This is a genomic window from Micropruina sp. (assembly GCF_047606665.1).
Lineage (GTDB): Bacteria > Actinomycetota > Actinomycetes > Propionibacteriales > Propionibacteriaceae > Micropruina.
In genome coordinates, this window is sequence record NZ_JASGEF010000049.1 from 19,678 (window position 1) to 45,212 (window position 25,535).

A 25,535-nucleotide genomic window follows, 5' to 3' on the forward strand; every position below is an offset into this window, starting at 1 on the left:
GCGTAACGTGCAAAGAGAGGGCCCGATCGGCCCGGCGGCCGGAGAGAGGAACTGGGATGAACCGTTCGATCGTGATCAACCGCGAATTCGGCAGCGGAGGCCGGGAGATCGGCCGGCTGCTCAGCGAACGCACCGGCATGGAGCTGTACGACACCCGCGTCCTGCAAGAGGCGGCCAGCAAGCGCGGACTGGCTCCCGATCTGCTGGCCGACTTCGACGAACGGGTGGTGACCGGGCCGTACTTCGACCTGTCGATCATCGCCAACGTCGACCCCGAGCTGTACTCGCTGCCGTACCGGATGTACGGGGCGATCGCCGACGTGGTCACCGAGGCCGCACGGGTGCGTCCGGCGGTGTTCATCGGCCGATGCGCGGACAAGATCCTGCGGGACGCCCGACTCCGGTTCCGCAGCGTCTTCGTCTACAGCACCGACCTGGAACGCAAGATCGCCCGTGCCGTTGAACTGGACGGGGTGGCGCGCGCGGACGCCGAGAAGTACATCGCGAAGATGGACAAGGCACGCAGCCGCTACCAGCAGTTCTTCGCCAACTCACGATTCGGCGACTACCGCGAATACGACCTGTGCCTGAACAGCGGACGGCTCGGCTACGACACCTGCGTCGACATCATCGTGGCGGCGGCGCAGGCGGAACCCGAAGCGTAGGCACCGTTCCCAGATCCCGGCGTCCGACTCACAGCCGGGACGACGAGAGTCCTCGAACGGGGTGACGAGGGTTCCTGTGGCGCCAGCCCGTCATCCCGTGCTCGCCGGTTCGTCATCCCATGCTTGCCACGGGATCTCGTCCCGGAGAATTGGTCGCCCGTGGTGGCGGCGTCCGGCAGGCAGATCGATCACCATGGGTAGGTAAGCCTTCCCTTACTATCATCGCGTGACCAGCCCTGGACCGAGCCTCCTCGTCACCGGGGCCGCCGGCGGCATCGGTCGGGCGGTCGCGGTGCAACTCGCGGCTCAAGGGGCTCTGCTCAGCCTGTTCGACCGGGACGCGGACGGCCTGCGGACCACCGCGGACGCGGTGACCGCGGCCGGGGCACCTGCCCCGTTCACAGCCGTCGTCGACGTCAGCGACCGGATCGGGGTTGCGGACGCCGTGCGGCGGGCGGCGGCTGGGCGCCCGCTGGACGGCCTGGTCAGCGCCGCCGGCGTCCTCGAATCCGCCGGACTGACCGACACCTCGGACGAGTCCTGGCAACGGCATTTCGCGGTCAATACCACCGGTGTCTTCCACCTGCTGCAGGAGAGCGCGCCGCTGATCCGCGACGGTGGCTCGATCGTGGTGATCAGTTCCAATGCGGCACGGGTGCCGCGACTGGGCATGCTGGCCTACGCGGCGTCCAAGGCGGCGGCCTCGGCGCTCACCCGCTGCGCTGGTCTCGAACTGGCCGCCCGTGGCGTCCGCTGCAACGTGGTCGAACCCGGCTCGACCGACACCGCCATGCTGCGCGAACTGTGGGCAGACCCGGAGACCGGTGTCGACCGGACCGTGGACGGCGACCCAGGCGCCTACCGGGTCGGCATTCCGCTCGGGCGAATCGGGGCCCCCGAGGACGTCGCGGCCGTGGTGTGCTTCCTGCTCTCGGACGCCGCCCGCCAGGTGACCCTGCAACAGATCTTCGTGGACGGCGGCGCATCGCTGTGACCGAACTCGTGGAACGCGGGCCGATGCCCGCGGTGCGACCGGCTTCGCCGCTGTTCGCCACCGACGCAACCATCGCGGGCACTGTCTTGGAGACATCGCAGGGCCATGGCCCGCAGTGGGCCGACCGGGTGGTGGCGTCGCTGCGTCCCGGCGAGCGGGCCCTGATCGTGCTGCCGTTCCGCCCGGACGACGACGGCATCGGCCACCGGGTCGCGGTCGTCGCCACGCCGGCATCGGTGCTGGTGGCGCCGCGATTGCGGGCTGCCGACCACCAGGTCAGCGAGCTGCCGAGCCGCACCCAGTACGCCGACCGGGTCCGGACGGCACTGGACTGGATCGCGGCCGGACGGCTGCAGAAGGTGGTGCTGGGACGCAGTCTCGAGGTGCGCAGCGATCCGCCGCTGGACGCCGACGCGGTGGTCGCCCGGCTGCTGGCGCAGCGTCCGGGACGCTACGTCTTCCGGGTGCCGCTGTCCGCCGAGCCGGGCGGGCCGGTGCTGCTCGGTGCCAGTCCCGAATTGCTGGTCAGCCGGCGCGGCCGTGTCGTCCGCAGCCTGCCGCTGGCCGGTTCGGCACCGCGGTCGTCCGATCCTGACCAGGACCGGAGCCGGGCCGACGCCCTGCTGGAGTCGGCCAAGGACAGGCGCGAGCACGCCTTCGTGGTCGAGGCCATCGTGGCCGCCCTCGGCGAGGTCTGCGACGGGGTGGTCGCCGACGAGCAGCGAGTGGTCTCCACCGACACCCTGCATCACCTGGGCACCCGGATCGGCGGCACTCTGACCGCCAACGAAGTGTCCCCGAGCGCTCTGCACCTGGCCCAGTTGCTGCACCCGACCCCAGCCATCGGCGGGGCGCCGACGGCGTCCGCGCTGCAGGCGATCGCCGAACTGGAGGAGGACCGCGGCCCGCTGACCGGCGTGGTCGGCTGGGTGGACGGCACCGGCGACGGAGAGTTCGCCGTCGCCATCCGGGCCGGCGTCCTGGACGGCGACCGGTTGCGGCTGCATGCCGGGGCGGGGATCGTCGCCGGCTCCGACCCCGAGGCCGAACTCCGCGAGACCGGTGCGAAACTGACCACGATGCTGAAGGCGGTGGGATTGTGAGCCGATCACCCCTGGCCGACGTCCGGAGCTGGCCGCCGGACGTCCGGGCCCGTTACCGGGCCGCGGGCTACTGGACGGACGAGACCTTCGCCGCGTTCATCGAGGACCGGACGACCCGGTTCGCCGGCAATCTCGCGGTGGTCGGGCAGAACGCCGCCGGCGTCCCCCAGCAGTGGAGCTATGCCGAGCTCGGCGACCGGGCCCGGACGGCGGCTGCGCGGCTGGCGGCGTCCGGGGTGGAACCCGGCGACCGGGTGGTGGTGGCGCTGCCGAACATCACCGAGTACCTCGAAGTGGTGCTCGGCCTGTTCCGGCTCGGCGCGCTCCCGGTGTTCGCGCTGCCCACCCATCGCGAGCTGGAGCTCACCCAGTTCTGTGTGCTGGCCGACGCGGCCGCGCTGGTGATGGCCGTCGGCGCCGACCGGGTCGACCACCGGGCGCTCTACGACACCGTCGCCGCACAAGCCGCCGACCGCGGCGTCGTCCCGCCGGTGCTGATCGATGTGGGGACGTGGGCGTCCGATGCTGCCGACGGAGATCCCGGCGTTCGCCGGGATGACGAAATGGGCCGCGATGACGGGGCGGGCCGGGACGATGCAGGCGTCCGACGACGCGATGACGAGAAGGGCCCGGACGCCGAACAGGTCGCCTTCCTGCAGCTCTCCGGGGGGACCACCGGGGTGGCCAAGCTGATCCCGCGGACGGCCGCCGACTATCTGTATTCGGTGCGGGCCAGCGCCGAGATCTGCGGTCTGGACGCCAGCACGCGGGCGCTGATCGTGCTGCCCGCGGCACACAACTTCCCGATGAGCTCGCCGGGCATCCTCGGCGTGCTGCACACCGGCGGCGCTGTCGTCCTGGCCCGCGACCCGAGCCCGCGGACCGCGTTCCGGCTGATCGCCGAGCATGGCGTCACCGACGCTGCGCTGGTGCCCCCGCTGGCGCAGGCCTGGATCTCTGCGGCCACCCGCCGGCGTCCGGATCTCTCCACGCTGCGGGTCGTCCAGGTCGGCGGCGCCCGGCTCTCCGACACGGTGGCGCCGGCGATCCGCGAGGTGTTGGGTGCTCGGCTGCAGCAGGTCTTCGGGATGGCCGAGGGGCTGGTCAACTACACCCGCGCCGACGACCCCGACGAACTGGTACACACCACCCAGGGCACCCCGATCAGCCCAGACGACGAGCTGCGGATCGTGGACGCCGACGACCACGACGTCCCCGAGGGCACCGAGGGCCGGCTGCTGGTCCGCGGCCCGTACACGATTCGCGGCTATTACCGCTCGCCGCAGGCCGATATCGACTCGTTCACCGCCGATGGGTACTACCGCACCGGCGACCTGGTCCGGCGACTGCCCAGCGGGCACCTGATCGTCACCGGACGCGACTCCGACCTGATCAACCGGGGCGGCGAGAAGGTCTCCACCGAAGAACTGGAGGGCTTCGCGCTGACCCATCCGGCGGTGCTGGATGCGGTCGCCATCGGCGTCCCGGACGCCTACCTGGGCGAGCGGGTGGTGCTGGTCGCCCGCACCGAGCCCGGCACCCCGCAGCCCGACCTGATCGGCCACCTGCGCGGCGTCGGACTGGCCACCTACAAGGTGCCCGACGAGGTCGTCTTCCTCGACGAACTGCCCGCCACCCACGTCGGCAAGAACAGCCGCCGGGAACTGCGCCGGCTGCTCGCCAGCACCCTGGACCCCCGATCGGCCCAACCCAAGGAGCACCGATGACCCTGCCCGCCGGCATCGACTACGAGGCCCTCGTCAACGATCTTCCGGTGAGCCGGGCCGGCTGGACGCCGGATGCCTCCCGCGCGGCCGTGCTGGTGCACGACCTGCAGAACTACTTCGTCACCGCCTACGCCGACGGCTGCCCGGCGCTGGCCGGCGCCATCGCCGCCACCCAACGGGTGCTGCGGGCGGCTCGCGCCGCCGGCGTCCGGGTGTTCTACACCGCGCAGCAGGGCGATCAGGACGCTACCGAGCGCGGCCTGCAGGGCGAACTGTGGGGACCGGGTATGCGCGGCGTCCCGGAACACACCGCGATCGTCGCCGAGGTGGCGCCGGTCGACGGCGAAGAGGTGGTGGCGAAGCATCGCTACAGCGCGTTCGCCCGCACCGATCTGGCCGACCGGCTGGTCGCTGACGGCCGCGACCAGCTGATCCTGGTCGGTGTCTACGCCCACATCGGCATCACGGCGACTGCGCTGGACGCCTTCCAGCGCGAGATCCGGCCGTTCGTGGTGGCAGACGCCGTCGCCGACTTGGACGCCGACCGGCACCGCGGGGCGCTGGAGTTGATCGCCTCCTGTTGCGGGGTGGTGGTTCGCGCCGACGACCTGATCGCCACGTTGGAGGCGGCGTCGACGTCCGGTGCCGGTGGCTGGGACGGGCGGATCCAGGCCGCGCTGACCGGGCTGCTCAGGCCGGAGGCGCTGGACGCCTTCTTCGCCGACCCGGAATCGGACCTGTTCGCGCTCGGTCTCGACTCGCTGCGCGCCTTCGACTTCCTGGACGCGCTCGCCGACGACGGCCTCGACGTCGACTTCGGCGCCTTCACCCAGAGCCCGACCCTGAACTGGCTGCGGCGGCAGGCTGATTCCCTTGCCGCCTAGTGAATCGACCGTTGGTCGAGCTTGTCGAGACCCTCAGACCATCGACACCGAGTGGCTGCCGCTGACCGCGGCGCAGCAGGGCCTGTTCTTCGCCCACCAGCTCGACCCGGACAATCCCGCCTACACCACCGCCGAGGTGATCGAGTTCGCCGGCGACGTGGACGCCGCCGCCCTGGAGTCGGCGATCGCCGCCGGCTACGCCGAGTTCGAACAGCTGCGGGTGGAGTTCTCGGTGCGTTCGGACGGGCCGCGCCAGCGGGTGCAGGCCCCTCGACCGGTCGAACTGCCGGTGGCCACCGTCGCCGATGCCGCGGCGGCCACGGCACTGATCGTCGCCGAGCTGGCCCGGCCGCTCGACCTGCTGGCCGGCGAACCGACCCGCACTGGACTGATCCGGCTCGCCGACGGCAGCACCTGGTGGTGGCACGCCGCCCACCATGTCGCCCTGGACGGCTACGGCGCCCAGCAACTGTTGCGCCGGATCGCCGCGCTGTACGACGGCGCTGAGTCCGCGGCACCGGTTCCGTTGGTTGACCTGGTCGCGGAGGATCACCGGGCCGAGGAATCCGAGGCGTTCTGGGACGCCCGGCTGGCCACCATGACCGACCCGGCGTCCCTGATCGGAAGGGTCGCGCAACCAGCGCCGCGGGCTATCCGCCGCACCGTCGAGGTGGACGCCGCCACCCAGACCGCGCTGGTCGAGGGGGCCCGCCGGCTCGGCGTCACCTGGGCCGACCTGGTCACCACGGCCGCCGGATCGTATGTCGGAAGGCTGCTCGGCACGGCGTCCGGACGCATCGGGCTGCCGCTGATGAACCGCTCGCTGCCCGGCGTCGGGCAGCTGATCGCGGCCCGCACCGTCTGCACCGCGATGAACGTGCTGCCCGCGGCGATTCCCGCCACCGGCACCGTCGCCACCGCGCTGGAAGCCACCCGCGACGAGCAGGTGGCGTTGCGCCGGCATCCGTTCGAACGCCAGGAATGGCTGAGCCGGCGGCTGGCCCGCCGCGGCGGACCGGAGCTGTTCGGCATGCAGCTCAACGTGCTGCCGCTCGAACTGGAGCTGACCATGGGCGGGGTGGCCGGCACCGTCCGCAACCTCACCGCCGGACCGGTGGAAGACCTCACCCTGACCTTGCGCGGCACGCCCGGCCGCGGACGCCCGGGCCAGACCCGGCGGGTGCGGCTGGAACTGGACGCCCACCCCGGGCTGTACGACGAGGCCGAGCTGGATCGGCATCTGGCCCGGTTGTTGCACTGGCTGGCGGTCTGGTCGAACGCCGAACCGGACGCCGACGTGGCCCGGCTGCCGCTGCTGCCGGAGGACGAATATGCCCTGGTCACCGCGGGATTCAACGCCACCGATCGGGAGTGGGAGCCGGCCACCCTGGGGCAGCGTTTCGTCGACCAGGCGTCCCGCACCCCCGAGGCGCCCGCGCTCGTGTTCGAGGGTGAGACCCGCAGCTACGCCGACCTGCTGAGACGAGCCCGGCTGATCGCCGGCGGACTGGTCCGCGCCGGCGTCCGGGCCGGTGACGTGGTCGGCGTCCGGCTGCCGCGAGGCTTCGGGCTGTACGAGACCATCCACGCGATCGCCCTGCTGGGCGCCGTCTACTGCCCGATCGACGCCGAACTGCCGGACGCCCGGGTCGAGGCGATGCTGACCGACGCCCGGGTGGCCTGCGTGGTCGACGATCCGGACGCCTTGGCCGGCGGCGAGGCGTATGCCGGCGACGTGCCGGGTGACGTCGACGCGCCTGCGTATCTGCTGTTCACCTCGGGTTCCACCGGACGCCCCAAGGGCGTGGTGATCGGCCACCGGGCCATCGACAACCGGCTGGCCTGGATGCAGCACCATCTGCGGCTCGCGTCCGGCGAGCGGGTGCTGCACAAGACCCCGATCTCGTTCGACGTGTCGATCTGGGAGCTGTACTGGCCGCTGCAGGCCGGCGGTTGCGTGGTGATCGCGCCACCCGGCGTGCACCGCGACCCGCGCGCCCTGGCCGAGTTGATCGTCGCCGAACGGGTGGCGGTGCTGCACTTCGTGCCGTCGATGCTGCGCGCCTTCCTTGGCGACCGACCGGCCCGGGAGCGCGTCGCCAAGGCGAGCGTCCGGCATCTGGTGGCCAGCGGCGAGGCGCTCACCCCCGACCTGGTCGCCGGCAGCCTGACCTGGTTCGGGGTGGGGCCCACCAACCTGTACGGCCCGACCGAGGCCGCCGTCGACGTCACCGTCTGGGACTGCACTGCCGCGGATTCCGCCGATGGGCACAGCGTGCCGATCGGCCGTCCGATCTGGAACACCACCTGTTTCGTGCTGGACGCCGCCCTGCAGCCGGCCGGGGTCGGCGTCACCGGCGAACTGTGGCTGGGCGGCGTCCAACTGGCGTACGGCTACCGGGGACGCCCCGACCTGACCGCCGAGCGCTTCGTCGACAGCGCGTGGGGACGGCTGTATCGCACCGGCGACCTGGCCGCGTGGCGTCCCGATGGCGCTCTGCGCTACCTGGGCCGCACCGACGATCAGGTGAAGATCCGCGGCCAGCGGATCGAGCTCGGCGAGATCGAGGCGGCACTCGCCAGACAGGGCGTCGAGGTCGCCGTCGGTGTCATCGAGTCCGCTACCTCTTCGTCCGCCGCTACCTCTTCGTCCGCCGCCACCTCGTCATCCCGGCGCACGCCGGGATCCCCGGAAGCCGCCCTGGCCGTTTGGTTCGTCGCCTCCCCCGACACGGCAAACGAGGTGCGCGAGTCCCTCCGCGCGGCAGCGGTCCAGGCCCTCCCGCTCGCCTTCGTTCCCACTCGCTGGATCGCCGTCGACGCGATCCCGCTGACCCCCAGCGGCAAGACCGACCGGCGCACGCTGGCCCAACTGGCCGCCCAGCAACCGGTGCGGGCGGCGTCCGGACCGATCGGCGAGGTGCCGCGCGACCTGCGGGAGCAGCGGGTGGCCGGGGTGATGGCCGAGGTGCTCGCGCTGGACGCGGTCGGCGTCGATGCCGACTTCTTCGACCTGGGCGGCGACTCGCTGTCGGTGCTGCGGCTGCTGGCCCGGCTGGCCGACGACCTGGGCGTCGAGTTGGGTCTGGCCGACGCCTTCGCTCATCCCACCGCCGCCGCTCTGGCCGAACTGATCGCCGGCAACGGAGACCGTTCTGACGACTTCGCCGAGGTGCTCACCTTGCGGCCCGGCGGCGACCGGCCGCCGCTGTTCCTGCTGCCGCCGGCAGGCGGGCTGGGCTGGTGCTACACCAGTCTGCTGGCCGATCTGCCGTCCGACCTGGGCGTGCACACCATTCAGGCTCCCGGCACCGGACGCGGCACCCCCGAGCCGGTCGCCGATCTGACCGCGCTGGCCCGGCGCCAGCTGACCGCGATCCGCACCGTGGTCGGCGACGGCCCGTTCCACCTGGCCGGATGGTCGCTGGGCGGCATGGCGGCGCATGCGGTGGCCGCTCTGGCGGTGGCCGAGGGGCAACAGGTCGGCAGCGTCACCTTGCTGGACGCCTACCCGGCCGAGCAATGGCATCACCTGCCGGAGCCGACCGAGGCCGAGGCGCTGGTCGGCATTCTCCGGCTGGCCGGCCTGGACGCCCCGGACGACGAACCGCTGACCCGAGAGCGGGTGGCCGGGCTGCTGTGCGAGTCGGGCAGTGCGCTGGCCGCGTTGCCGTGGGTGCTGGTCGATGGCTGCATCGCCAGCGTGATCGAGGCGGCCCGGCTGGTCCGGACGCCTCCGCCTGCGGCCCTGGACGGCGATCTCACCGTCGTGGTCGCCGGGGCGCCGCGTCCCGAGACCCACCTGGACGCCACCGGCTGGCGCACGCACACCGATGGACGCCTGCGCATCGTCGAACTGCCCGCCACCCATGCCGAGCTGGTCCGCCGGCCGATGAGCAGCCGGGTCGCCGCGCTGCTCACCGAGGCGATCGAGGCGGCGTGATCGTCGCCCGGTTCGCCGCGGTCGGCGACGTCCGGGTCGAGGCGGAGCTGAGCGAAACCGAGTGGGCTCGCTGGGAACGGCTGCGGTTCGAGGCGGACCGCACCGCCTACCGGGCCGCCCATCTGCTCCTCCGGGAGTGCGCCGGCGCGCTGCTCGGCATCGCCGCTGGCCGCGTCCAGATCGAGCAGCACTGTCCGCGCTGCGGGCAGGCCGGGCACGGGCGTCCGTCGATCGCCGGGGAACCCGCGGTGCGGGTCAGCCTGAGTCATACCCGCGGCTATGTGGCGGCCGTCGCGGCCACGGTGCGGTGCGGCATCGACGTCCAGACCGTCGCCACCTCGATCCCGGCCACCGCGGTCACGGCACGCGAACGTGACTGGCTCGACGGCCAACCGGAGCCGCTGCCGGCGTTCACCCGGTTGTGGGTGCGCAAGGAGGCACTGGTCAAGGCCGGGATCGGTGACGATCCGGGACGCCTCGACGTACTGCGCTACGTGGACGGATCGAGGGCGTCCGGACCGGCCGACCGGGTCGGGGAATTCGTGCTGACCGACTGGTTGGCGCCGGCTGGCGACGGCGTCCCGTCCCCTGCCCTGGGCTGCCTGGCAGTCGCCTCGGACGAACGGTGGCGGTCTTCGTCGAACGCTGAGCTACGAGAGCCTGGCCAGCTGCTGGTCCATGATCCGGCGGCTGGCCAGGCTGAGTTCAGCCCAGCGCGGATCGATTGCGCCGGTCTCGGTCTGGTCGACGAAGTCGAGCAGTTCGTATCTCATGGTGCCGGCCGGGACGACCGGCGGGCCGTCCAGCAGCACGGTGGTGGCGCCGCCGCGCTCGTGCACCACCACACGGGAGAGTTCGCCGGGATCGTCCATGGTCAGTGCGGCGTCCTCGCCGTAGATGACGCTCGGGCCGAGCCCGGCGGCGATCTTGGAATAGACCACGTCGACCACCAGCGTGCCGTAGTCGAGCTGCAGACTGCCGCCGCCCTCGAAGCCGTTCGCCAGCCAAACCGACGCCCCGGACGTCCCTTGCGGTAGGCCGAACAGGTCCAGCGCCGGCTGCAACCCGTACACTCCGATGTCGGCCAGCGCCGAGTTGCCCAGCGACGGGTCGAAGGCGTTCAACTGTTCGCCGGCCCGGAACCGGTCGTAGCGCGACGAGTACTGCAGCTTCTCGAACCGGGCATGTCGCGGCGTCCCGAGCCGGGGCAGGGTGTCGCGGACCAGTTCGTGCGCCGGCGTGTGCACGTTGCGAACGGCTTCCATCGCGATCACCCGGTGGGCCCGGGCGGTGGCGAAGATCTCTTCCACCTGTGCGCTGGAGGTGCCGATCACCTTCTCGACCAGCACATGCCGGCCGGCGGCGATCGCCCGCATCGCCTGCGGATGGTGGGCGGCGTTCGGGCTGGCGATGTAGACCGCGTCCACCGCGTCGATCAGGGCGTCCAGATCGTCGAACGCCGACCCGATGCCCTGGGCGTCCGCGAAGGCTCGGCCGCGTCCGAGATCGCGGGAGTAGACCGCGGACGCCTCGGCCCGGCCACTGGTGGCCCGGCAGGCCGCGGTGAACCATTCGCTGATGAAGTTGGTGCCGATGATCCCGAAACGCAGCACGTCGTCCCTTTCCCAGTCAGATTTCCCAGTGAGCGAACGCTGCTGGCTCACTGGATTGGCTCAGTCGACGACCTCGCCGCGGATCGGTTCGACCCGCTTGAGATGACGTCGCACCAGGACGCCGGCGGCGAGCAGCACGATGCCCCAGACGATGGCCAGCACACCCAGCCAGAGCGCGATCGCCAGGGCGGCAACCTCGGGCGATCCGATGATCATCCAGCCGGCGACAAGCCAGAACACGCCGCCCAGCACCAGCAGCCAACGCGGCATGGACTGCGGCTGGCTGAACGCCGACACGATCTCGATAACGCCGCGCACCATCAGCCAGACACCGAGCACCCAGGCCAGCGCGAAGCCGACGGTCAGCGGCGAAAAGGCCGCGATCAGGCCGGCCACTATGCCGAGGACGGCAGTGAAGATCAGGAAGCCGCGGGATTGATCGGGACGTGGACGGAAGGCCATGACGGCCGCGATGACGCCGTCCAGCAGCGCGTAGCAGCCCCACAGCACGACCAGGGTGATCGCGGTGGCGATCGGGAAGAGCGCGGCGACCAGGCCGAACAGCAGCGCCACGGTTCCGGAGACGAACAGGTAGGTCGATGACCGTTTCATCAGGTCGATCATGATGAGTCCTTTTCAGGGGCGAACCACCCGGCGATGGGTGCGCCGCGTGGTGTCTTCAGTCTTTCACGTGGCACTGACGGCCGCTGGCGGACGCGCACCGGTGCGGGTTCGAGCGGGTGAGGAAGCAGACCCCTAGACTGGCCCTTCAACGCCGGGCCCACCGGTGATTCCCATGACAGGAGCCGCGACGGTGCCCGTGCTCGATGTGATCGGCTGGATTCTCCAGGCGATCATGGTGATCGGCGCCATCTACGGTCTCTATCACGTCCTGGTCGGCCTCAACGCGTTCGGCGAGTTGAAGCTGCCGCAACCGAAGCCGGGCGAGAAGCGGCACCGGTTCGCGATCCTGGTGTGTGCCAAGAACGAGTCCGCCGTGATCGACCAGCTGCTGCTCACCCTGGAGAACCAGGACTATCCGCGCGAGCTGTACGACGTCTTCGTGGTCGCGGACAATTGCACCGACGACACCGCCGACATCTGCCGGAAGGCCGGGGCGTTCGTCTACGAGCGCACCGACCTGCAACGCAAGGGCAAGGGCTTCGCGATGTCTTGGTTCTTCGAGCGGTTCCTGGTCGACCATGCCGGCCGCTACGACGCCTGCGTGGTCTTCGACGCCGACAATGTGGTCGAGGTTGGCTTCCTGGAAGCGCTCAACACCCGGTTCGACGCCGGCGAGACCATCGTGGTCGGCTACCGCACCGGCAAGAATCCGTCGTCCTCGTGGGTGGCCGGCTGCAGCACGCTGTATTGGCTGCTGCAGACCCGGTTCTTCCACCTGCCGCGGAACCGGTTCGGCTGGTCGCTGTTCTCGGTGAGCGGCACCGGCTTCGGCTTCCTGCTATCGGTGCTCGACGGCAAGGGCTGGCAGACCCGCACCCAATGCGAAGACATCGAGTTCACCCTGAACGGGATCGCCGAAGGACATCGGGCCGTCTTGGAGCCCCGTGCGGTGTTCTTCGACGAGCAACCGCAGGGCTTGTGGACGTCGATCGTGCAGCGCTACCGGTGGGCGCTGGGCGGCGTCCAGATCGTGCCGATCTGTACCCCACGACTGTGGTGCCGGGTGCGCTCCGGCGACCGCCGGGCCATCGACGGCCTGATCTACAGCGTCGGGCTGCTGGTCTCCGCGATCGCCGGCTGGTCGAGCATGGTGTTCAGTGTGATGACAGCGTTCCGGACCGGCAACTGGGCGACGATGGTCATGGCCGCCGCCGCGTTCGGGCTGTTCGCCTACCTCTTCACCCTGATCTTCGGCTGGATCACCGTCATTCTCGAGGACGCCCGATGGCCGGGCATGTGGAAGACGATCGTGCTGTTCCCGATTCATCTCGGCATCTGGTGGGTGCTGATGCTGGTCGCCCTGTTCTACCGCGACTCCACCTGGCACGACATTCCGCACACGGTGCGGCTCAGCCTGTCCGAGATCGAGGCCGAGCACCACACCGGACGGCTGCCGCTGCGGCGTCCGGAGGGCCGGGAGCCGGGCGCGGACGCGTCCTGACGCCGTCATCCCGTCTCGTCATCCCGGATCCCGTCATCCCGGACTTGATCCGGGACCCCGGCCGATCCTCAGGCGGCCGACTGCTTCCATTCCCAGACGGTGCCGGGACGTCCCCGGCCCAGCACCATGCGCTTATTGCTGACAGCGAGCCCGCGCAGCGAAGCCAACCGGCGGTTCAGGTTGCCGCGATCGGGGGCGATGCCGCTGAGCGTGTGGGTGATGCCGACGGCCGCCGACACCGGGAACTCGGGGCCGGTGAGCGCCTGGGTGAACTCCAGATCGCGCCACAGCATGTCGACCAGCAACGGACGGCACTCGAACAGCATCACGTTGTGGTCGAAGGCCAGGTTGGGGACGTCGTCGAAGCCGTACCAGTCGGCCTCGCCGTCGCCCACCGCCCACATCGCCACCGACAGCGAATAGCCACGCGGATCGCGGTTCGGCTGGTCGAAGACGGTGAGCTGGCCGAGCGCGGAGACGTCGAAACCGACCTTGGAGATGACGGCCCGGTGGGCGGCGGCGGCCAGCCGTTCGCCCTCGCGCAGCAGGACGCCGGGCAGCGCCGGGACGCCGCGATAGGGCTTGGTGGTGCGCGGCTTGGTGGCCAATTCGACCCGCCGCAGGTCCGCGTTGTACCGCAGCGTGATGACGTCCACCGAGACCAGGGATCCGACGTTCGTCATTGGTCGCCTTCGTGTTGCCGGTGCTTCATCAGCAGTTCATTGGTCTGCCTGACTATAACGGTGCTCGTCAGCCTTGTCAGGCGACGCGATGCATCACTCCGGATCGCGTGATCGCCTGCGGTAAGGCACATTGCCTGCGTTTGACCACAGGCGATGTGCGCGAAGACAGGCAATGTCGAAGCGGGCTTGGGGTGGCGGCGGGTCGTCCGGGCGCCGCTGACACAATGGCGGAGTGCCGCTGACCCTGACGATGACCGGCCCGGACGCCCCGGCGCTGGGTCATCTGCTGCACAAGCATCCCGACCGGGTGCAGACCTTCACCCTTCCGGTGGGCGCGGCAACGGTGTTCTATCCCGAATCGTTGCCGGCTTGGACCACGTGCTGGCGGCACGGAGGTTTCGACAGGCTCAACCAGCGGTGGACGTGTCGATCAGTACCTCCCGTGGGGAGGGGCCGACTTTCGTTGGTCGAGTGTGTCGGGACCTCGGAAACCACGCGTTGCTGACAAGGGCCTTCGACAGGCTCAATCAGCGGCCAACGCGCTGATCAACCGGTCCGCATGGTTGCGGGCAGCCCTCTTCCATGCACTGTCGGTGACGGCCACGAGCATTCCGGAAACCCCGGTGTTATCCGGAGGGTTCTCGGAAGCGTTGGTGGCGTCGGGGTCGTCGGTGTTTGTCGACGTAGCAGGGTGGGATGATTTCCGGTACGCCGTCAGTGGCGATCCGGATCTGCCATTGCAGTTCGGGCGCTCGTGTGGGGTTGGGTTCGAGCAGGTTGTGGTGGTGCTTGCACAACAGACACAGGTTCGCCAGCGAAGTGGGGCCTTTGTGGCGCCACGGCACAATGTGGTGGGCGTCGCAGTCCGTAGCGGGACGGTTGCAGCCCGGGAAGACGCATCCGTGATCGCGGACATGCAACGCGTGGCGGATCTCGGGGGTGACCAGGCGTTGTGTGCGGCCCACGTCGAGGACTTCGGAGGGGCCGCCCAGCACGATGGGGAGGATGTCGGCATCACACGCGAACTGCCGTAGCTGTCCTGGGGTCAACCCGGTGCTGTCGGCGAGACCTGCACCGTGGCAGTTACCCAGCAGGTCGTTGTAGGTGATGGTGACCACGACGTGGGGGCGGTCGCCGCCGTGTTTGGGGGCGACTTGGTGGATCGCGATGCGGCGGGCCAGCTCGACCAGGGCGTCCGCCCGGCGCTGCGGCCAGGACGGCTGTTCGACTCCCGAATCGTGGAGTTCCAGGGTGGTGCGGTGCATTTGGTGCGCCAACGCATCAATCTGTGCCTTCAACAAGGCAGCGTCTGCCGCCGGCAGGGAGCCTTTGATCAGGGTGGAGCCGTGACCGTTGTCAGCGAAGGTTAGGTGCCGATCCCGCTGGGCGTCACGCAGGTCGCGCGCGATCCGTTCCGCTTCGGCTTCTTCGGCGACCTCGGGGGCGGTCACTTCCAGCAGATGCCGGGACAACCCGGCCAGGTGGTGGCTGTCGAAGGTGTCACAGAACCCCACCATCGTGGCTTGTGCTTCACTCTCAGCTTGCGTTCCGAGATCAGCAGGGAGTTTCCGTAACACGTGGGTGACGGCGGTGGCTTGCCGGTCATTGATCCGACCCTCCCGCAGGGCGTCCCCGATCTGAGCGAACCGGTACAGATCGTTCGCCTGATGCACCATCGCGGAGGCCTGCGTCCGGGTATAGCGCAACTCGGAAGCCAACCACGACACGGTCGGAACCCCATGCGCCGACATCGCCGCCCCGGCCCGATCCACCGCGCTGAGCACCGCATGCACCACACCCGACAACCGGGACTGCACCGTGAGCAACTCAGCGACCAGGTCGAGCTGCTTCCGGTCAGTCAGCAGCGTCACATCGGTGGCGACAGCATCGAGCAAACCAGAGACCGCGGCAGCGAAATCCACCGTGCTCACACCCGCTCGACTGCTCATACCCAGAACCCTAAACGCCGCCACCGACAAAAGCCGCAACAGCCCTACGACCAACAAAACAGCTAGTCGATGCCCTATTTTCGGCGAAGACGCTGTCGCTACACGCAGCCACGGACACGCACCGGAACAGGCCAACCCGGCTGGTCAACGACGTCCTGCTACTCATGAACGACACGCTAGACACCGGCTCAGACACTTTCCGGGCCGGCGTCTTGGCTGGCTGACGCGAGGCGGCCAGGCAGCCGTGTCCTCTGCCAGGTGCCCCCCGCCGATGGTGGGCGCCCGGCAGCACGCGCCGGGCCGCGTCCAAGCCTGGATTCTCGAAGCCGCCACTCTTGCTGCTGTCGACGCTCGGGTGGCAGTGATCGCCGGTATTCTCGCGGAACCCGCACCGAAGGAGAACGCGGATGAATGATCTGGTCGTCGTCGTACCCGGCATAGGTGGTTCGGCGTTGCATCGGGACAACAAACCGCTGTGGGATCCAAGTCTCGGCGGCATCGTCAATGCGTTGAAGACCTGGGGCGGGTCGATCACCGGCCTCACCTTGCCGTCCGGAATTGGCGACAACACCCCGGACGACGGCGTCTACGCGCCGCACCTGGTCGAGGACGTCCATGTCATCCCCGGCATCTGGACGCCGATCCGCGGCTACACCGAGTTGTTGCGCGATCTCCGCGACCAGGATTTCACCGAAGAGAAGTGCAAACCTGCTGCCGCTGCCGTACGACTGGCGCACCTCCGTTCGCAGCATTGTCGCCGCCCAGACACCGCTGATCGATCGTGCCCTGGAGCGTTGGCGGGCCAGCAGCCCGGCCAACGCCGACGCCAGAATCGTGTTCATCGCCCACTCGATGGGCGGCCTGGTGTCGCGCAGCTATGCAACCACCCATCGCGACGAGGTCCGCAAGATCATCACCTTGGGCACCCCGTCCCGCGGCTCGATCACCGCCCTCAAAGTCCTCACCCAGGGGCTCGGCCCGAACTGGGGTTGGTTGCGGGATGCCACCCGTCGCTTCGCCGGCAGCCTGCCCGGACTGCACCAACTGCTGCCGTCGTACCCGTGCATCGACGCCGACGGCAACTACGAGAATTTCGCCTTCCTGGACGCCGACCATCCGGTCAACGACCTGGACGCCGGAATGGCCGCGGCCGGCATCGCCTTCCTCGACGAACTCGCCGCCGCTGAGAGCGCCGACCCCGGCTTCCGTGACCGGGTGCACCCGCTGATCGGCTGGCAGCAGGACACCCTGAGCAGCCTCCGGCTCCGCAACGGCGAACCCGAATTCCTCAATGGCTACGGCGAATGGGAGCTGAGCGGGGACGGAACGGTGCCGCACGCCGGCGCCGTCCCCAAGGGCACCGCATTGGACGCCACCAGCCTGCACGGCTTCCCCGAACAACACGGCAGCCTGCAGGCCAACCTGGCGGTGCGCACCGAGATCATCCGCCTCTTGAAGAACGCCCCGCCGATCGTGCTGCGGGGCGAGGGCGTCGGTGTCGGCGTGGGTCTGCCCGACCTGCTGCGGCAGGGTGACGAACTGGTGGTCGAGGTGACCCTTCCCCCGGTGACGCGGGAGGCGGTCGCGGTCGTGCTGGGGTCCGGTCCGTCGGCGGTGGAGCGGCGTCCGACCATCGCGAAGGACGGCACCGGCAGCGCCGTCTTCCCGACGATGGACCCCGGAGTGCACACCGTCACGGTCCGCGGCGTCCGCCCAGGCAGCGACCTGCTGCCGGTGACCGGCACCGTGACCGTCTGGGGTTCCGACTGGAGTGCGTGAGCCTCCTGCATCAGGACGCCGGTCTGCGTGCTCTTTGACGTTGGCTGACGGAACGCGATCGACCCCCAGGTAGGCGCCGGCGGCCGGACTGGAGGGGAGACGATGTCCACGGCCGTGCTAGACCTTCGACCGTCTCCGGAGGAGGCGCACACGCCCAGATCCGACGACACGGGCACGATCGGCGTGCTGCTGGCCGAACCGGACCGTCTGGTGCGCACCGGGCTGGCGATGCTCGTCGACGCGCAGCCGGGTCTGCGGGTCATCGGTGTCACCGACAGTTTCGCCGAGACCGTCCGTCGTGCGCGGGACGAGCGACCCGAGGTGGTGCTGATGGACGCCCTGCTGCTCGCCGACCCGGATCGGATCGCGGCCGTCCGTCTGATCGCCGACGCCGGGTCCCAGGTTCTCGTGCTTGCCGGACGCCATGACCGGCAGGAAATGTGGCCGGCGTTGCTGGCCGGCGTCCGCGGCTATCTGTTGAAGGACGCCGCACCCGCCGAACTGACCCTGGCCGTCCGGGCGGTGGCTGCCGGCGGCATCTGGCTCGACCCCACCATGGCGGGCGACGTGTTGCCGGAGCTGTTTCGGGCACAGAACGCGGTGGCCCCGCCGGATGGTGCGGGTGCCCCGGAGCTGACCTGCCGGGAGCGGGAGGTGCTGCGGCTGATCGCGCACGGCCTGTCCAACGGTGAGATCGCCGCGCACCTGATGGTCGCCGAGACCACGGTGAAGACCCATGTCGGCCGGATCCTGGGAAAGCTCGGACTGCGCGACCGGGCACAGGCCGTGGTGGCGGCGTATCGCCGGCAGCTGCTGGCCGCCGACGATCCGCTGCCACCACGGGCGGGGATTCGCTGAGCGACTAGCTCGTGCGGCCCTCGGCGATGAAGCACCCGTTCTCGAGCCAGCCCTTGCTGGTCGCGCTGCCGCTGATCCGCCAGTACGGGGTGATGGTGTGCTTGCCGGACTTCAGCGACATCACCGCCATGGCGTTGCGGGTCTGCCAGAAGTCGGTGTGGTTGGCGAGGTTGCCGGGCCCGTAGTACTTCTCGCGGATCGGCCCGTCGTCCACCTTGTAGCCGACCCGGATCTCGGCCTGCGAGTCCACGCCCATGTCGGCCGACAGCTGGGTGACCACCTTGCGGCTCACCGACCCGTTGTTGACGGTCACGCTCAGGCCGAGCGGCTGCCAGCCATCGCTGGCACTGATGCTCTTGATGTCGAATTTGCAGGTCTCCTGCGCGGCCGGGATCGCTTCGGCGGACGGAGCGACGACGGCGTAGGAAACGGCACCGCCGAGCACTGCACCCGCGGCGAGGAGTGCGGCGCCGCGCTTGGTCAGACGAGTCATCGGATTCTCCCTTGGTTCGTGGTCGGACGGGATGTCCGGCGTCGAGTGCTATGAGAGTGCCCGGCTTGGCTGGTTCGCCGCGTCGTCACCAGGAACGATTTGCCCGTCGTTCTTCAGGAGGACGGACGGGGCACCCACCGACCCTGCGAAGGAGCCACCGTGGTCGCAGATACTTCGTTAAATCGATGACGTCATTCGTTTCATGAAGCAATCGGTGCCAGTTTTGTTGCCGTTGCTACGCACGCGCACACAGGGCGACGTCCTGGCGTGGATCTTCCTGCACCCGGACGAGTCATACAGCATCGCTGAGATCGCCCGCGCGGTCGGGACGAGTGAGCCAACTGTCCTGCGCGAGGTCGATCGGCTCGCTGCAGCAGACCTGATCGGTGAGGTTCGCCGAGGTCGGGCGCGCCTGATCCGTCCAAATTCCGCCAATCCGGCGACTCGCCCGCTCGGCGAATTGCTGGCCGTAACCTACGGCCCGATTCCCGTGGTTCGTGAAGAACTCGACGGGATCGCCGGCATTGAGTCTGCCTGGATCTACGGCTCATGGGCCGAGCGCTACAGCGGGGTGCCCGGACGCAGCCCCGGCGACGTCGATGTCTTGGTGGTGGGCACAGCCAACGAAGACGAACTGTGGGCGGCCGCGGAGCGTGCTACACGCCGGATCGGACGGGAGGTCAGCATCCAGCTGCGTGGCCCGAAGATTGGGCCGCCGATCACGATTCTGGTTTCATTCAGACCGTGAAGTCACGCCCGATGGTCCAAGTGGGTGGAGTTGATGGAACCTGAGTCGGCCGTGCCGGGCTCGTGGCCCGTGGGGGCTGAAGTGATCGCGAGCCTGGTAGCCGATGGGAGGCTGGACATGGGGGTGGTTGTTTCCGCGGCGGACATTGAGGCGATGTTCAACGATGCGGAACTCCATTTGGCCAGCGCGGAAGTCTTGAAGTCGTCCGATCCGAAGGAGGGGACGGCAGCCACTACGTCGTCTACCAGGCCGTTCGCGCCCAGGTTGGGCCGAGTGCCGCGCGACTCATCGATCCCTTCAACCGCATGCGGCGAAAGCGTCACGAGGTCCAGTACGACAGCTCCAGTCGTGTCGTGGAGGACGACCTGGACGAGGACCTGCCGAAGGCCAAGCAGATAGTGCAGAACATTCGTAAGTTCTCCGCTCGACTCGGAACCTGGCAACCGTGATCCGACCCGCCTCCGTTACCGCGTGATCCGGAGGGTTTGCACCTGGAAGGGGCGTAGGGACAGGTCGACACAGACCAGACCTTCCGTCGTGCTCACGTACTCGACCAGTTCACCGGGACGCTCCAACAGATCCGCCGCGCGCACCGCGGAAACCGGCAGATCGACACTCACCTGGGTCGTCGCGCGTCCGCCGGAGGACTCGTAGAGCCGGACGATCAGATCGCCCGAGCGGTCGTCGGCCAGCTTGACCGCGCTGATCAGCACCCGCGGGTCGCTGGAGGTCGCCAACGGGGCGACCTCGCTCCCGCGGGCCGGACGGGCCGGGGTGTTGATCGCCCAGCCCAGTTCCGTGGCGCGGGCCTCGTCGGCGCCGAAGGCGAGCGCGAACCGCATCCGCTGGACGCCGAGGTCGGCCCGCGGGTCGGGGAACCGGGGCGCCCGCAGCATCGAAAACCGGACGTCGGAGACCACCGTGCCGCCGCGCCGCGACCGGACCACGTCGAAGCCGTAGCTGGAGTCGTTGGCGAACGCCACCCCGAAGCCCGGCTCGCGCACCAGGAACCAGCGCTGGACGTGGGTCTCGAAGCGTGCGTTCTCCCACGAGGTGTTGTCGTGCGTGGTGCGGGAGTGGAAGCCGAACTGGGTCTCGGCGACCGCGGTGTCGGCGAACACGTCGATCGGGAAGGCGAGCTTGAGGAACTTCTCGGTCTCCTGCCAGTCGACCGTGTTGTCGATCAGCAGCGCCCGGCCGTCTGCCGACAGCGACAGCCGCTGCTCGATGGACGACTTTCCGAACGAACGGCGGACCACGACAGCGTCGCCGTCCAACCGCACCTCGTCGGCGGCGTCCAGGTCGCGCCGCATCTTCCGGTAGCTGTTGTCGACGTCCCAGGCGTCCCACAGGTTCGGGAAGTCCTGGTGCAGCTGCAACAGGTTGCCGCGCTCGCCGGCCACGATCGCGTCCCGTCCGGACGCCAGGTCGACGGCGCTGACCACATGGCCGGCGGCGTCCACTTCGACCCGAAGAGTGTCGCTGCCCAGCACGAAGCCGGCACCGGAGGCCGCGGCCGACCCCTTATCTGCCGAAGCCGGACGGCCAATCGCCGCCGCACCGACCTCGGACTGGGCGACCGGTGCGGCATTGACCAGCACGATGGGCCGGTCGAGCTTGGCGGTTTCGACAGGCTCAACCGGCGATGCCGGCGCAACCAGCTCGACGCCCAACGCGCTCAGCGAGTCGGCGATCACGCCTTCCAGGATCGCGCTCACCCGAGCGTGCCGCTCGGCGGCCTCCCGGTGCACCCAGGCGATCGACGTGCCGGGCAGGATGTCGTGGAACTGCAGCAGCAGCACCTCGCGCCAGGCCGCGTCCAGCACCTCGTACGGATATTCGCGCCCGGCCCGGACGGCCGCCACGCTCGCCCACAGCTCGGCCTCGCCGAGCAGCTGCTCGTTGCGCCGGTTGCCCTGCTTCATCTTGTGCTGGGTGGTGTAGGTGGCCCGATGCCGCTCCAGGTACAGCTCGCCGCGCCACACCGCCGGCTCGGGAAGCTCGGCCTTGGCGCGCTCGAAGAAGGCGTCCGGATGCTCCCAGACCACCTTCGCGCTGCCTTCCAGATCGGCCAGCCGCTTGGCCCGGGCGATCATCTCGCGAGTGGTTCCACCGCCGCCGTCGCCCCAGCCGGTCGGCGCCAGCGACGACGAGCCGACCGACTTCTCCTTGAAATTGCGGTCGGCGCGGGCCACCTCGTCGCCGGACAGCTGCGAGTTGTAGGTGTCCATCGACGGGAAATGGGTGAAGATCCGGGAGCCGTCGATGCCTTCCCATTCGAACGAGCTGTGCGGGAAAACGTTGCGCTCGTTCCAGGAGATCTTCTGGGTCAGGAACCACTCGAAACCGGCTCCGACCAGCAACTGGGGCAGCGCGCCCGAGTAGCCGAAGCTGTCCGGCAGCCAGGCCCCACGGCATTCGATGCCGAACTCGTCGCGGAAGAACCGCTGCCCGTACAGGAACTGCCGGATCATCGCCTCGCCGCCGGGCAGCACGGCGTCCGCCTCGACCCACATGCCGCCGACCGGCACGAAACGTCCGTCGGCGACGGCCTGCTTCACCCGCGCGTACACCTCGGGGCGATGCTCCTTGATCCAGGCGTACTGCTGGGCGCTCGACATCGCGTAGATGAAGTCGTCGTACTCGTCGAGCAGGGTGACCATCGAGCTGGTGGTGCGCGCGACCTTGCGGACGGTCTCGCGCAGCGGCCACAGCCAGGCCGAGTCGATGTGGGCGTGACCGACGGCGGTGATCAGATGGGACGACGGCGCGGCCGGACTGGCCAGCACCTCGGTCAGCTGGGCACGGCCCGCGGCGGCGGTGCCGGCGACGTCCTGCAGGTCGACGGCGTCCAAGGCCCGATCGAGGGCGAACAGGATCTTCGCCCGTCGGGCCGAACCGGCGTCCAGCTGCTGGGCGAGCTGCAGCAGCACCTCGACGTCATGGACGAGCTCGAACACCTCGGTCTCGAAGATCGTCACGTCGGCGCGGCGCAGCCGATACAGGAACTCTTCGCCGGCGGTGGCCCACTCGCCGGACTCGGTCGGCTGGAACGGGACGTAGTCGAGCAGCACCGGGTTGGACGCCGCCTCGACGTAGAACTCGATCGGCTCGCCGCCGGCCGCCTCCTTCACAACCGGGATCCATTGCGCCCGCGGATGCAGCGAGCGCACCGGCGAACCGTCCGGGCGATAGACCAGGCCTTCGATCTGGAAGCCGGTCATATTGGTGTCGAAACCCAGATCGAGCAGCACCTCGACCCGGCGTCCGGCGAACGCCGGCGGCACCGTGCCGGTCACCCGGAACCAGGTGGTGTCCCAGGCGCGGCCCCAGACGTCGCCGGTGTGCGCCGGCAGGTATTCGGCGGCCAGCCCGTCGGCGACCGGGATCGGCTCGCCGCCCACCCGGTGCGCCGCCAGCGTCAGCGGCCGCGGGTGCGAATGAGTGGCCGGACGCAGCCGCTCGTCGAGGACGCGGGCCACCCGGGCCAACGTCAGGTCCTGGTTGTCGTGCATCAAGCCTCCACGGTCGCGGCCAAGGTCACCCGCGGGTGCCGGCCGTCACGGGCAATGGTCATGTAGTGCTCCCAGAACGCACCGCCCGGCGCGAGGTCGCGACGGGTGAGCTCGGTGGGATCGAGCAGCAGGGTGGACCGTTCGGCGTCCGTGGCACCGGCGGCACGGCGCCGCCGCAGTTCGTTCATCGCCGCGGCGACGACCAGACCCTCCTTCTTGATCGTGCCGTGCTCGTCGATCAGGCCGAGGTCGTATTCGAGCTCGGGGAAATCCGCCAGCGAACGGCTGACGTCGTGCGAGCACCACCAGGTGATGCCGAACAGCTCGGGGGTGTCGACGAGTTGATCGAGGGTCGCCTCGATGAACGGCAGCACCGAGGACGCCGGCAGCACGTTGCGCGGCGCCCCCACCTCTTGCAGCCACACCGGACGGTCGGGGTCGGTCTGGAACGCCCGCGCCACCTCGATCAGATAGCGGGCGTGGGCGCGGGTCTCGAAGGCGTCCGGGCCGAAGGTCTGTGCGGTGCCGTTGAACACCCAGGAATGCACGACGGTGGCGTCGCCGAGGGTGGCGACGTGCCCGAGGGTGAACGGCTGGGTGTCGTCGTACCAGGTCGTGTCGTAGCAGGCATGCAGCACCGGTGTGCCGGGGGCGCCGGCGCGCAGGGCGCCGATCATCGTCTGCAGCCAGTCGGTGACGTCGGTCTCGGACGCCGGATAGGCCTCCGGGTGCGCGGTGCCGGTGAACTGACTCACCTCGTTGCCCACGGTCAGGCCGAGCAGGTTCGGGTGACCGGCGCAGGCCTTGGCCAGGGCGGTCAGGTAGGTCGCGGTGGAGGCGACCGCCTCGGTGTCGGTGAACATGCCGCGGCGATGCCAGCTGGTCAGCCAGGCGGGCACGAAGTCGAAGCTCGACAGATGCCCCTGCAGGCCGTCGACGCAGACGTCAAGCCCCCGGTCGGCGGCGAGTTCGAGCACTCGCTCGACGTCGGCCAGGCCGCGGGGGCGGATCAGCGTCCGGTTGGGCTGCAACAGCGGCCACAGCGGGAACACCCTGAGGTGGTCGACGCCCAGTTCGGCGATCGTGTCGAGGTCGCGGGCGACATCGTCTGCGGAGAAGTCGAGCCAGTGGTGGAACCAGCCGACGCGAGGGGTGTAATTCACCCCGAACCTGACCGTGCGAGTGCATGCGGGGGCCGTCATCGGCGCTACTTTACCGATTGAGTATGGACTGTCAACGGGTGCTCGTCGAGGGCCGCGGACGCCCGTCACGGAGCCGCCGCGAGCCCGTCCGGGGCGGGCCCGTCACGGGGCGCGCAGAGCACCCGGGCGAAGGCTTTCGAGGCTGCGTTATGGTTGCCCCGGACACCTGTGCGACCAGGAGGCGGAACGATGGCCGGAGAAGCGGGAATACCGCGGCCTGGGCGCGTCACCATTTCGGACATTGCCCGCCGGGCCGGGGTGACCAGCGGCGCCGTTTCACTGGCGATCAACGGAAAGCCTGGGGTCTCCGATATCACCCGTGCGCGCATTCTGCGGATCGCCGACGAGATGCGCTGGCGTCCGAATCACGCGGCGAAGACGTTGCGCGGCCAGAGCCCGCATTCGATCGGATTGGTGCTGACCCGACCCGAAGAGGTGGTCGGCGAAGAAGTGTTCTTCACCAAGTTCCTGGCCGGCGTCCAGTCGGTGCTCAGCCAGCGCGGCTTTTCGCTGCAACTGCAGATGGCGACCGACCTGGCGTCCGAGACTGCGATCCACGCCGACTGGATCGCCGACGGCCGGGTCGACGGCATTCTGGTGCTCGACCCGCGGCTGGACGACCCACGGGTGACAGCCCTGCTGGAACTGGGATTGCCGGCCGTGATCGTCGGTGGCGATGTGGACGGCGCGGCGCTGGCCAGCGTCCGCACCGACGACGGACGGCTGATGCGGGTGATCTTCGACCATCTGACCGAACTGGGTCATCGACGCATCGGCTACGTCACCGGCGACCAGAGCTTCGCCCATATCCGGCGCCGGATCGACGCATTCACCGACTACGCGTTGGAATCGGGAATCTGGGGTATCACCTTGGCCGGCGATTTCGTTCCGCAACAGGCCAAGACCGCCACTCGCAAGCTGATGACCTCGCCCAGCGGCCCGACCGCGCTGATCTTCGACAGCGAGGTGATGGCGATCGCCGGAATGGCGACGCTGACCGAAATGGGAGTGGCGGTGCCCGGCGACGTGTCGGTGATTTCCTGGGAGGATTCGGCGACCTGCCAGGTGCTGCATCCCACTCTCACCGCGCTCAACCGGGACGCCGGCGCGCTGGGCCGTGAGGCTGCCGCAGGCATGCTTCGGCTGCTCGACCGGGAACCGGTCGCCGAGCCCGCCGTGGTCGCGACCGTGGTGCCGCGCGAGTCGACGGCACCGCCGGCGTCCTGACCCTCGCTCGGTTCCCCGCGAATGTCA

Annotated in this window: 19 protein-coding genes and 1 pseudogene; 13 read left to right on the plus strand and 7 right to left on the minus strand. The window is 69.5% G+C overall.

Annotation, left to right across the window (positions count from 1 at the left end):
• Nucleotides 1-56: 56 nt before the first annotated feature.
• The 7 genes and pseudogenes from QM619_RS11780 to QM619_RS11810 form a co-directional block, all read left to right on the plus strand.
• Nucleotides 57-665 (plus strand): AAA family ATPase, encoded by a 609-nt coding sequence (locus tag QM619_RS11780; protein WP_415108634.1) that lies wholly within the window; start codon nucleotides 57-59, stop codon nucleotides 663-665.
• Between the two features lie 226 nt (nucleotides 666-891).
• Nucleotides 892-1,659, plus strand: a complete 768-nt coding sequence (locus QM619_RS11785; protein ID WP_415108637.1) for an SDR family oxidoreductase — start codon at nucleotides 892-894, stop codon at nucleotides 1,657-1,659.
• A gap of 23 nt (nucleotides 1,660-1,682) precedes the next feature.
• Complete coding sequence (locus QM619_RS11790; protein ID WP_415108640.1) at nucleotides 1,683-2,762, plus strand: isochorismate synthase; 1,080 nt, start codon at nucleotides 1,683-1,685, stop codon at nucleotides 2,760-2,762.
• Nucleotides 2,759-4,489, plus strand: a complete 1,731-nt coding sequence (locus tag QM619_RS11795; protein WP_415108642.1) for a (2,3-dihydroxybenzoyl)adenylate synthase — start codon at nucleotides 2,759-2,761, stop codon at nucleotides 4,487-4,489. Before QM619_RS11790 ends, QM619_RS11795 begins: the two co-directional genes overlap by 4 nt.
• The gene (locus QM619_RS11800) at nucleotides 4,486-5,373 is read left to right on the plus strand and encodes an isochorismatase family protein (RefSeq protein WP_415108645.1); all 888 of its coding nucleotides are present in this window, start codon (nucleotides 4,486-4,488) and stop codon (nucleotides 5,371-5,373) included. Before QM619_RS11795 ends, QM619_RS11800 begins: the two co-directional genes overlap by 4 nt.
• A complete protein-coding gene (locus QM619_RS11805; protein ID WP_415108648.1) occupies nucleotides 5,363-9,316 on the plus strand; it encodes an amino acid adenylation domain-containing protein in 3,954 nt (1,317 codons plus the stop codon). Before QM619_RS11800 ends, QM619_RS11805 begins: the two co-directional genes overlap by 11 nt.
• A gap of 302 nt (nucleotides 9,317-9,618) precedes the next feature.
• Nucleotides 9,619-9,708: pseudogene (locus QM619_RS11810) on the plus strand (hypothetical protein); the annotation flags it as partial.
• A 258-nt stretch (nucleotides 9,709-9,966) separates the two neighbouring features.
• Here QM619_RS11810 and QM619_RS11815 read toward each other — a convergent pair.
• Together QM619_RS11815 and QM619_RS11820 are read right to left on the minus strand one after the other, a co-directional pair.
• Nucleotides 9,967-10,929 carry a Gfo/Idh/MocA family protein gene (locus tag QM619_RS11815; RefSeq protein ID WP_415108651.1) on the minus strand — a complete coding sequence of 321 codons (963 nt, stop codon included), beginning with the start codon at nucleotides 10,927-10,929 and terminating at the stop codon, nucleotides 9,967-9,969.
• A gap of 60 nt (nucleotides 10,930-10,989) precedes the next feature.
• Nucleotides 10,990-11,553 (minus strand): HdeD family acid-resistance protein, encoded by a 564-nt coding sequence (locus QM619_RS11820; RefSeq protein ID WP_415108654.1) that lies wholly within the window; start codon nucleotides 11,551-11,553, stop codon nucleotides 10,990-10,992.
• A gap of 190 nt (nucleotides 11,554-11,743) precedes the next feature.
• Here QM619_RS11820 and QM619_RS11825 point away from each other — a divergent pair, with 190 nt between their 5' ends.
• On the plus strand, nucleotides 11,744-13,054 hold the full coding sequence (locus QM619_RS11825) for a glycosyltransferase family 2 protein (protein WP_415108657.1): 1,311 nt from the start codon (nucleotides 11,744-11,746) through the stop codon (nucleotides 13,052-13,054).
• Nucleotides 13,055-13,122: 68 nt separating this feature from the next.
• On the opposite strand, the gene QM619_RS11830 is transcribed toward QM619_RS11825, so the two are convergent.
• Complete coding sequence (locus QM619_RS11830) at nucleotides 13,123-13,737, minus strand: NUDIX hydrolase (RefSeq protein WP_415108660.1); 615 nt, start codon at nucleotides 13,735-13,737, stop codon at nucleotides 13,123-13,125.
• A gap of 250 nt (nucleotides 13,738-13,987) precedes the next feature.
• Here QM619_RS11830 and QM619_RS11835 point away from each other — a divergent pair, with 250 nt between their 5' ends.
• On the plus strand, nucleotides 13,988-14,242 hold the full coding sequence (locus tag QM619_RS11835) for a hypothetical protein (RefSeq protein ID WP_415109006.1): 255 nt from the start codon (nucleotides 13,988-13,990) through the stop codon (nucleotides 14,240-14,242).
• Between the two features lie 121 nt (nucleotides 14,243-14,363).
• Here QM619_RS11835 and QM619_RS11840 read toward each other — a convergent pair whose 3' ends face one another.
• Complete coding sequence (locus QM619_RS11840; RefSeq protein ID WP_415108663.1) at nucleotides 14,364-15,686, minus strand: DUF222 domain-containing protein; 1,323 nt, start codon at nucleotides 15,684-15,686, stop codon at nucleotides 14,364-14,366.
• 615 nt (nucleotides 15,687-16,301) lie between these two features.
• On the opposite strand from QM619_RS11840, the gene QM619_RS11845 reads away from it, so the two are divergent.
• Nucleotides 16,302-17,465, plus strand: a complete 1,164-nt coding sequence (locus QM619_RS11845; protein WP_415108666.1) for a lipase family alpha/beta hydrolase — start codon at nucleotides 16,302-16,304, stop codon at nucleotides 17,463-17,465.
• A gap of 102 nt (nucleotides 17,466-17,567) precedes the next feature.
• Nucleotides 17,568-18,323 carry a LuxR C-terminal-related transcriptional regulator gene (locus tag QM619_RS11850; protein WP_415108669.1) on the plus strand — a complete coding sequence of 252 codons (756 nt, stop codon included), beginning with the start codon at nucleotides 17,568-17,570 and terminating at the stop codon, nucleotides 18,321-18,323.
• Nucleotides 18,324-18,327: 4 nt separating this feature from the next.
• Here QM619_RS11850 and QM619_RS11855 read toward each other — a convergent pair whose 3' ends face one another.
• Complete coding sequence (locus tag QM619_RS11855; RefSeq protein WP_415108672.1) at nucleotides 18,328-18,816, minus strand: hypothetical protein; 489 nt, start codon at nucleotides 18,814-18,816, stop codon at nucleotides 18,328-18,330.
• Between the two features lie 202 nt (nucleotides 18,817-19,018).
• Between QM619_RS11855 and QM619_RS11860 the strand changes: the two genes are divergently transcribed.
• Nucleotides 19,019-19,564 carry an ArsR family transcriptional regulator gene (locus QM619_RS11860; protein ID WP_415108675.1) on the plus strand — a complete coding sequence of 182 codons (546 nt, stop codon included), beginning with the start codon at nucleotides 19,019-19,021 and terminating at the stop codon, nucleotides 19,562-19,564.
• 464 nt (nucleotides 19,565-20,028) lie between these two features.
• Here the strand turns inward: QM619_RS11860 and QM619_RS11865 are convergent, their stop codons facing one another.
• Together QM619_RS11865 and QM619_RS11870 are read right to left on the minus strand one after the other, a co-directional pair.
• Nucleotides 20,029-23,079, minus strand: coding sequence for an alpha-mannosidase (locus QM619_RS11865; protein ID WP_415108678.1), 3,051 nt, complete (start codon nucleotides 23,077-23,079; stop codon nucleotides 20,029-20,031).
• Complete coding sequence (locus QM619_RS11870; RefSeq protein WP_415108681.1) at nucleotides 23,079-24,281, minus strand: glycoside hydrolase 5 family protein; 1,203 nt, start codon at nucleotides 24,279-24,281, stop codon at nucleotides 23,079-23,081. The genes QM619_RS11865 and QM619_RS11870 overlap by 1 nt, the downstream gene beginning before the upstream one ends.
• Before the next feature lie 189 nt (nucleotides 24,282-24,470).
• Here QM619_RS11870 and QM619_RS11875 point away from each other — a divergent pair, with 189 nt between their 5' ends.
• The gene (locus tag QM619_RS11875; protein ID WP_415108684.1) at nucleotides 24,471-25,508 is read left to right on the plus strand and encodes a LacI family DNA-binding transcriptional regulator; all 1,038 of its coding nucleotides are present in this window, start codon (nucleotides 24,471-24,473) and stop codon (nucleotides 25,506-25,508) included.
• The last annotated feature ends 27 nt before the right edge of the window (nucleotides 25,509-25,535 follow it).

Bases quoted from the DNA above. Each gene is read 5' to 3' on its own strand.
- QM619_RS11870 (WP_415108681.1), bottom strand. From the start codon at position 24,281: ATGACGGCCCCCGCATGCACTCGCACGGTCAGGTTCGGGGTGAATTAC.
- QM619_RS11820 (WP_415108654.1), bottom strand. From the start codon at position 11,553: ATGATCGACCTGATGAAACGGTCATCGACCTACCTGTTCGTCTCCGGA.
- QM619_RS11865 (WP_415108678.1), bottom strand. From the start codon at position 23,079: ATGCACGACAACCAGGACCTGACGTTGGCCCGGGTGGCCCGCGTCCTC.
- QM619_RS11860 (WP_415108675.1), top strand. From the start codon at position 19,019: ATGAAGCAATCGGTGCCAGTTTTGTTGCCGTTGCTACGCACGCGCACA.
- QM619_RS11800 (WP_415108645.1), top strand. From the start codon at position 4,486: ATGACCCTGCCCGCCGGCATCGACTACGAGGCCCTCGTCAACGATCTT.
- QM619_RS11830 (WP_415108660.1), bottom strand. From the start codon at position 13,737: ATGACGAACGTCGGATCCCTGGTCTCGGTGGACGTCATCACGCTGCGG.
- QM619_RS11850 (WP_415108669.1), top strand. From the start codon at position 17,568: ATGTCCACGGCCGTGCTAGACCTTCGACCGTCTCCGGAGGAGGCGCAC.
- QM619_RS11835 (WP_415109006.1), top strand. From the start codon at position 13,988: ATGACCGGCCCGGACGCCCCGGCGCTGGGTCATCTGCTGCACAAGCAT.
- QM619_RS11855 (WP_415108672.1), bottom strand. From the start codon at position 18,816: ATGACTCGTCTGACCAAGCGCGGCGCCGCACTCCTCGCCGCGGGTGCA.
- QM619_RS11780 (WP_415108634.1), top strand. From the start codon at position 57: ATGAACCGTTCGATCGTGATCAACCGCGAATTCGGCAGCGGAGGCCGG.
- QM619_RS11875 (WP_415108684.1), top strand. From the start codon at position 24,471: ATGGCCGGAGAAGCGGGAATACCGCGGCCTGGGCGCGTCACCATTTCG.
- QM619_RS11790 (WP_415108640.1), top strand. From the start codon at position 1,683: ATGCCCGCGGTGCGACCGGCTTCGCCGCTGTTCGCCACCGACGCAACC.
- QM619_RS11845 (WP_415108666.1), top strand. From the start codon at position 16,302: ATGTCATCCCCGGCATCTGGACGCCGATCCGCGGCTACACCGAGTTGT.
- QM619_RS11840 (WP_415108663.1), bottom strand. From the start codon at position 15,686: ATGAGCAGTCGAGCGGGTGTGAGCACGGTGGATTTCGCTGCCGCGGTC.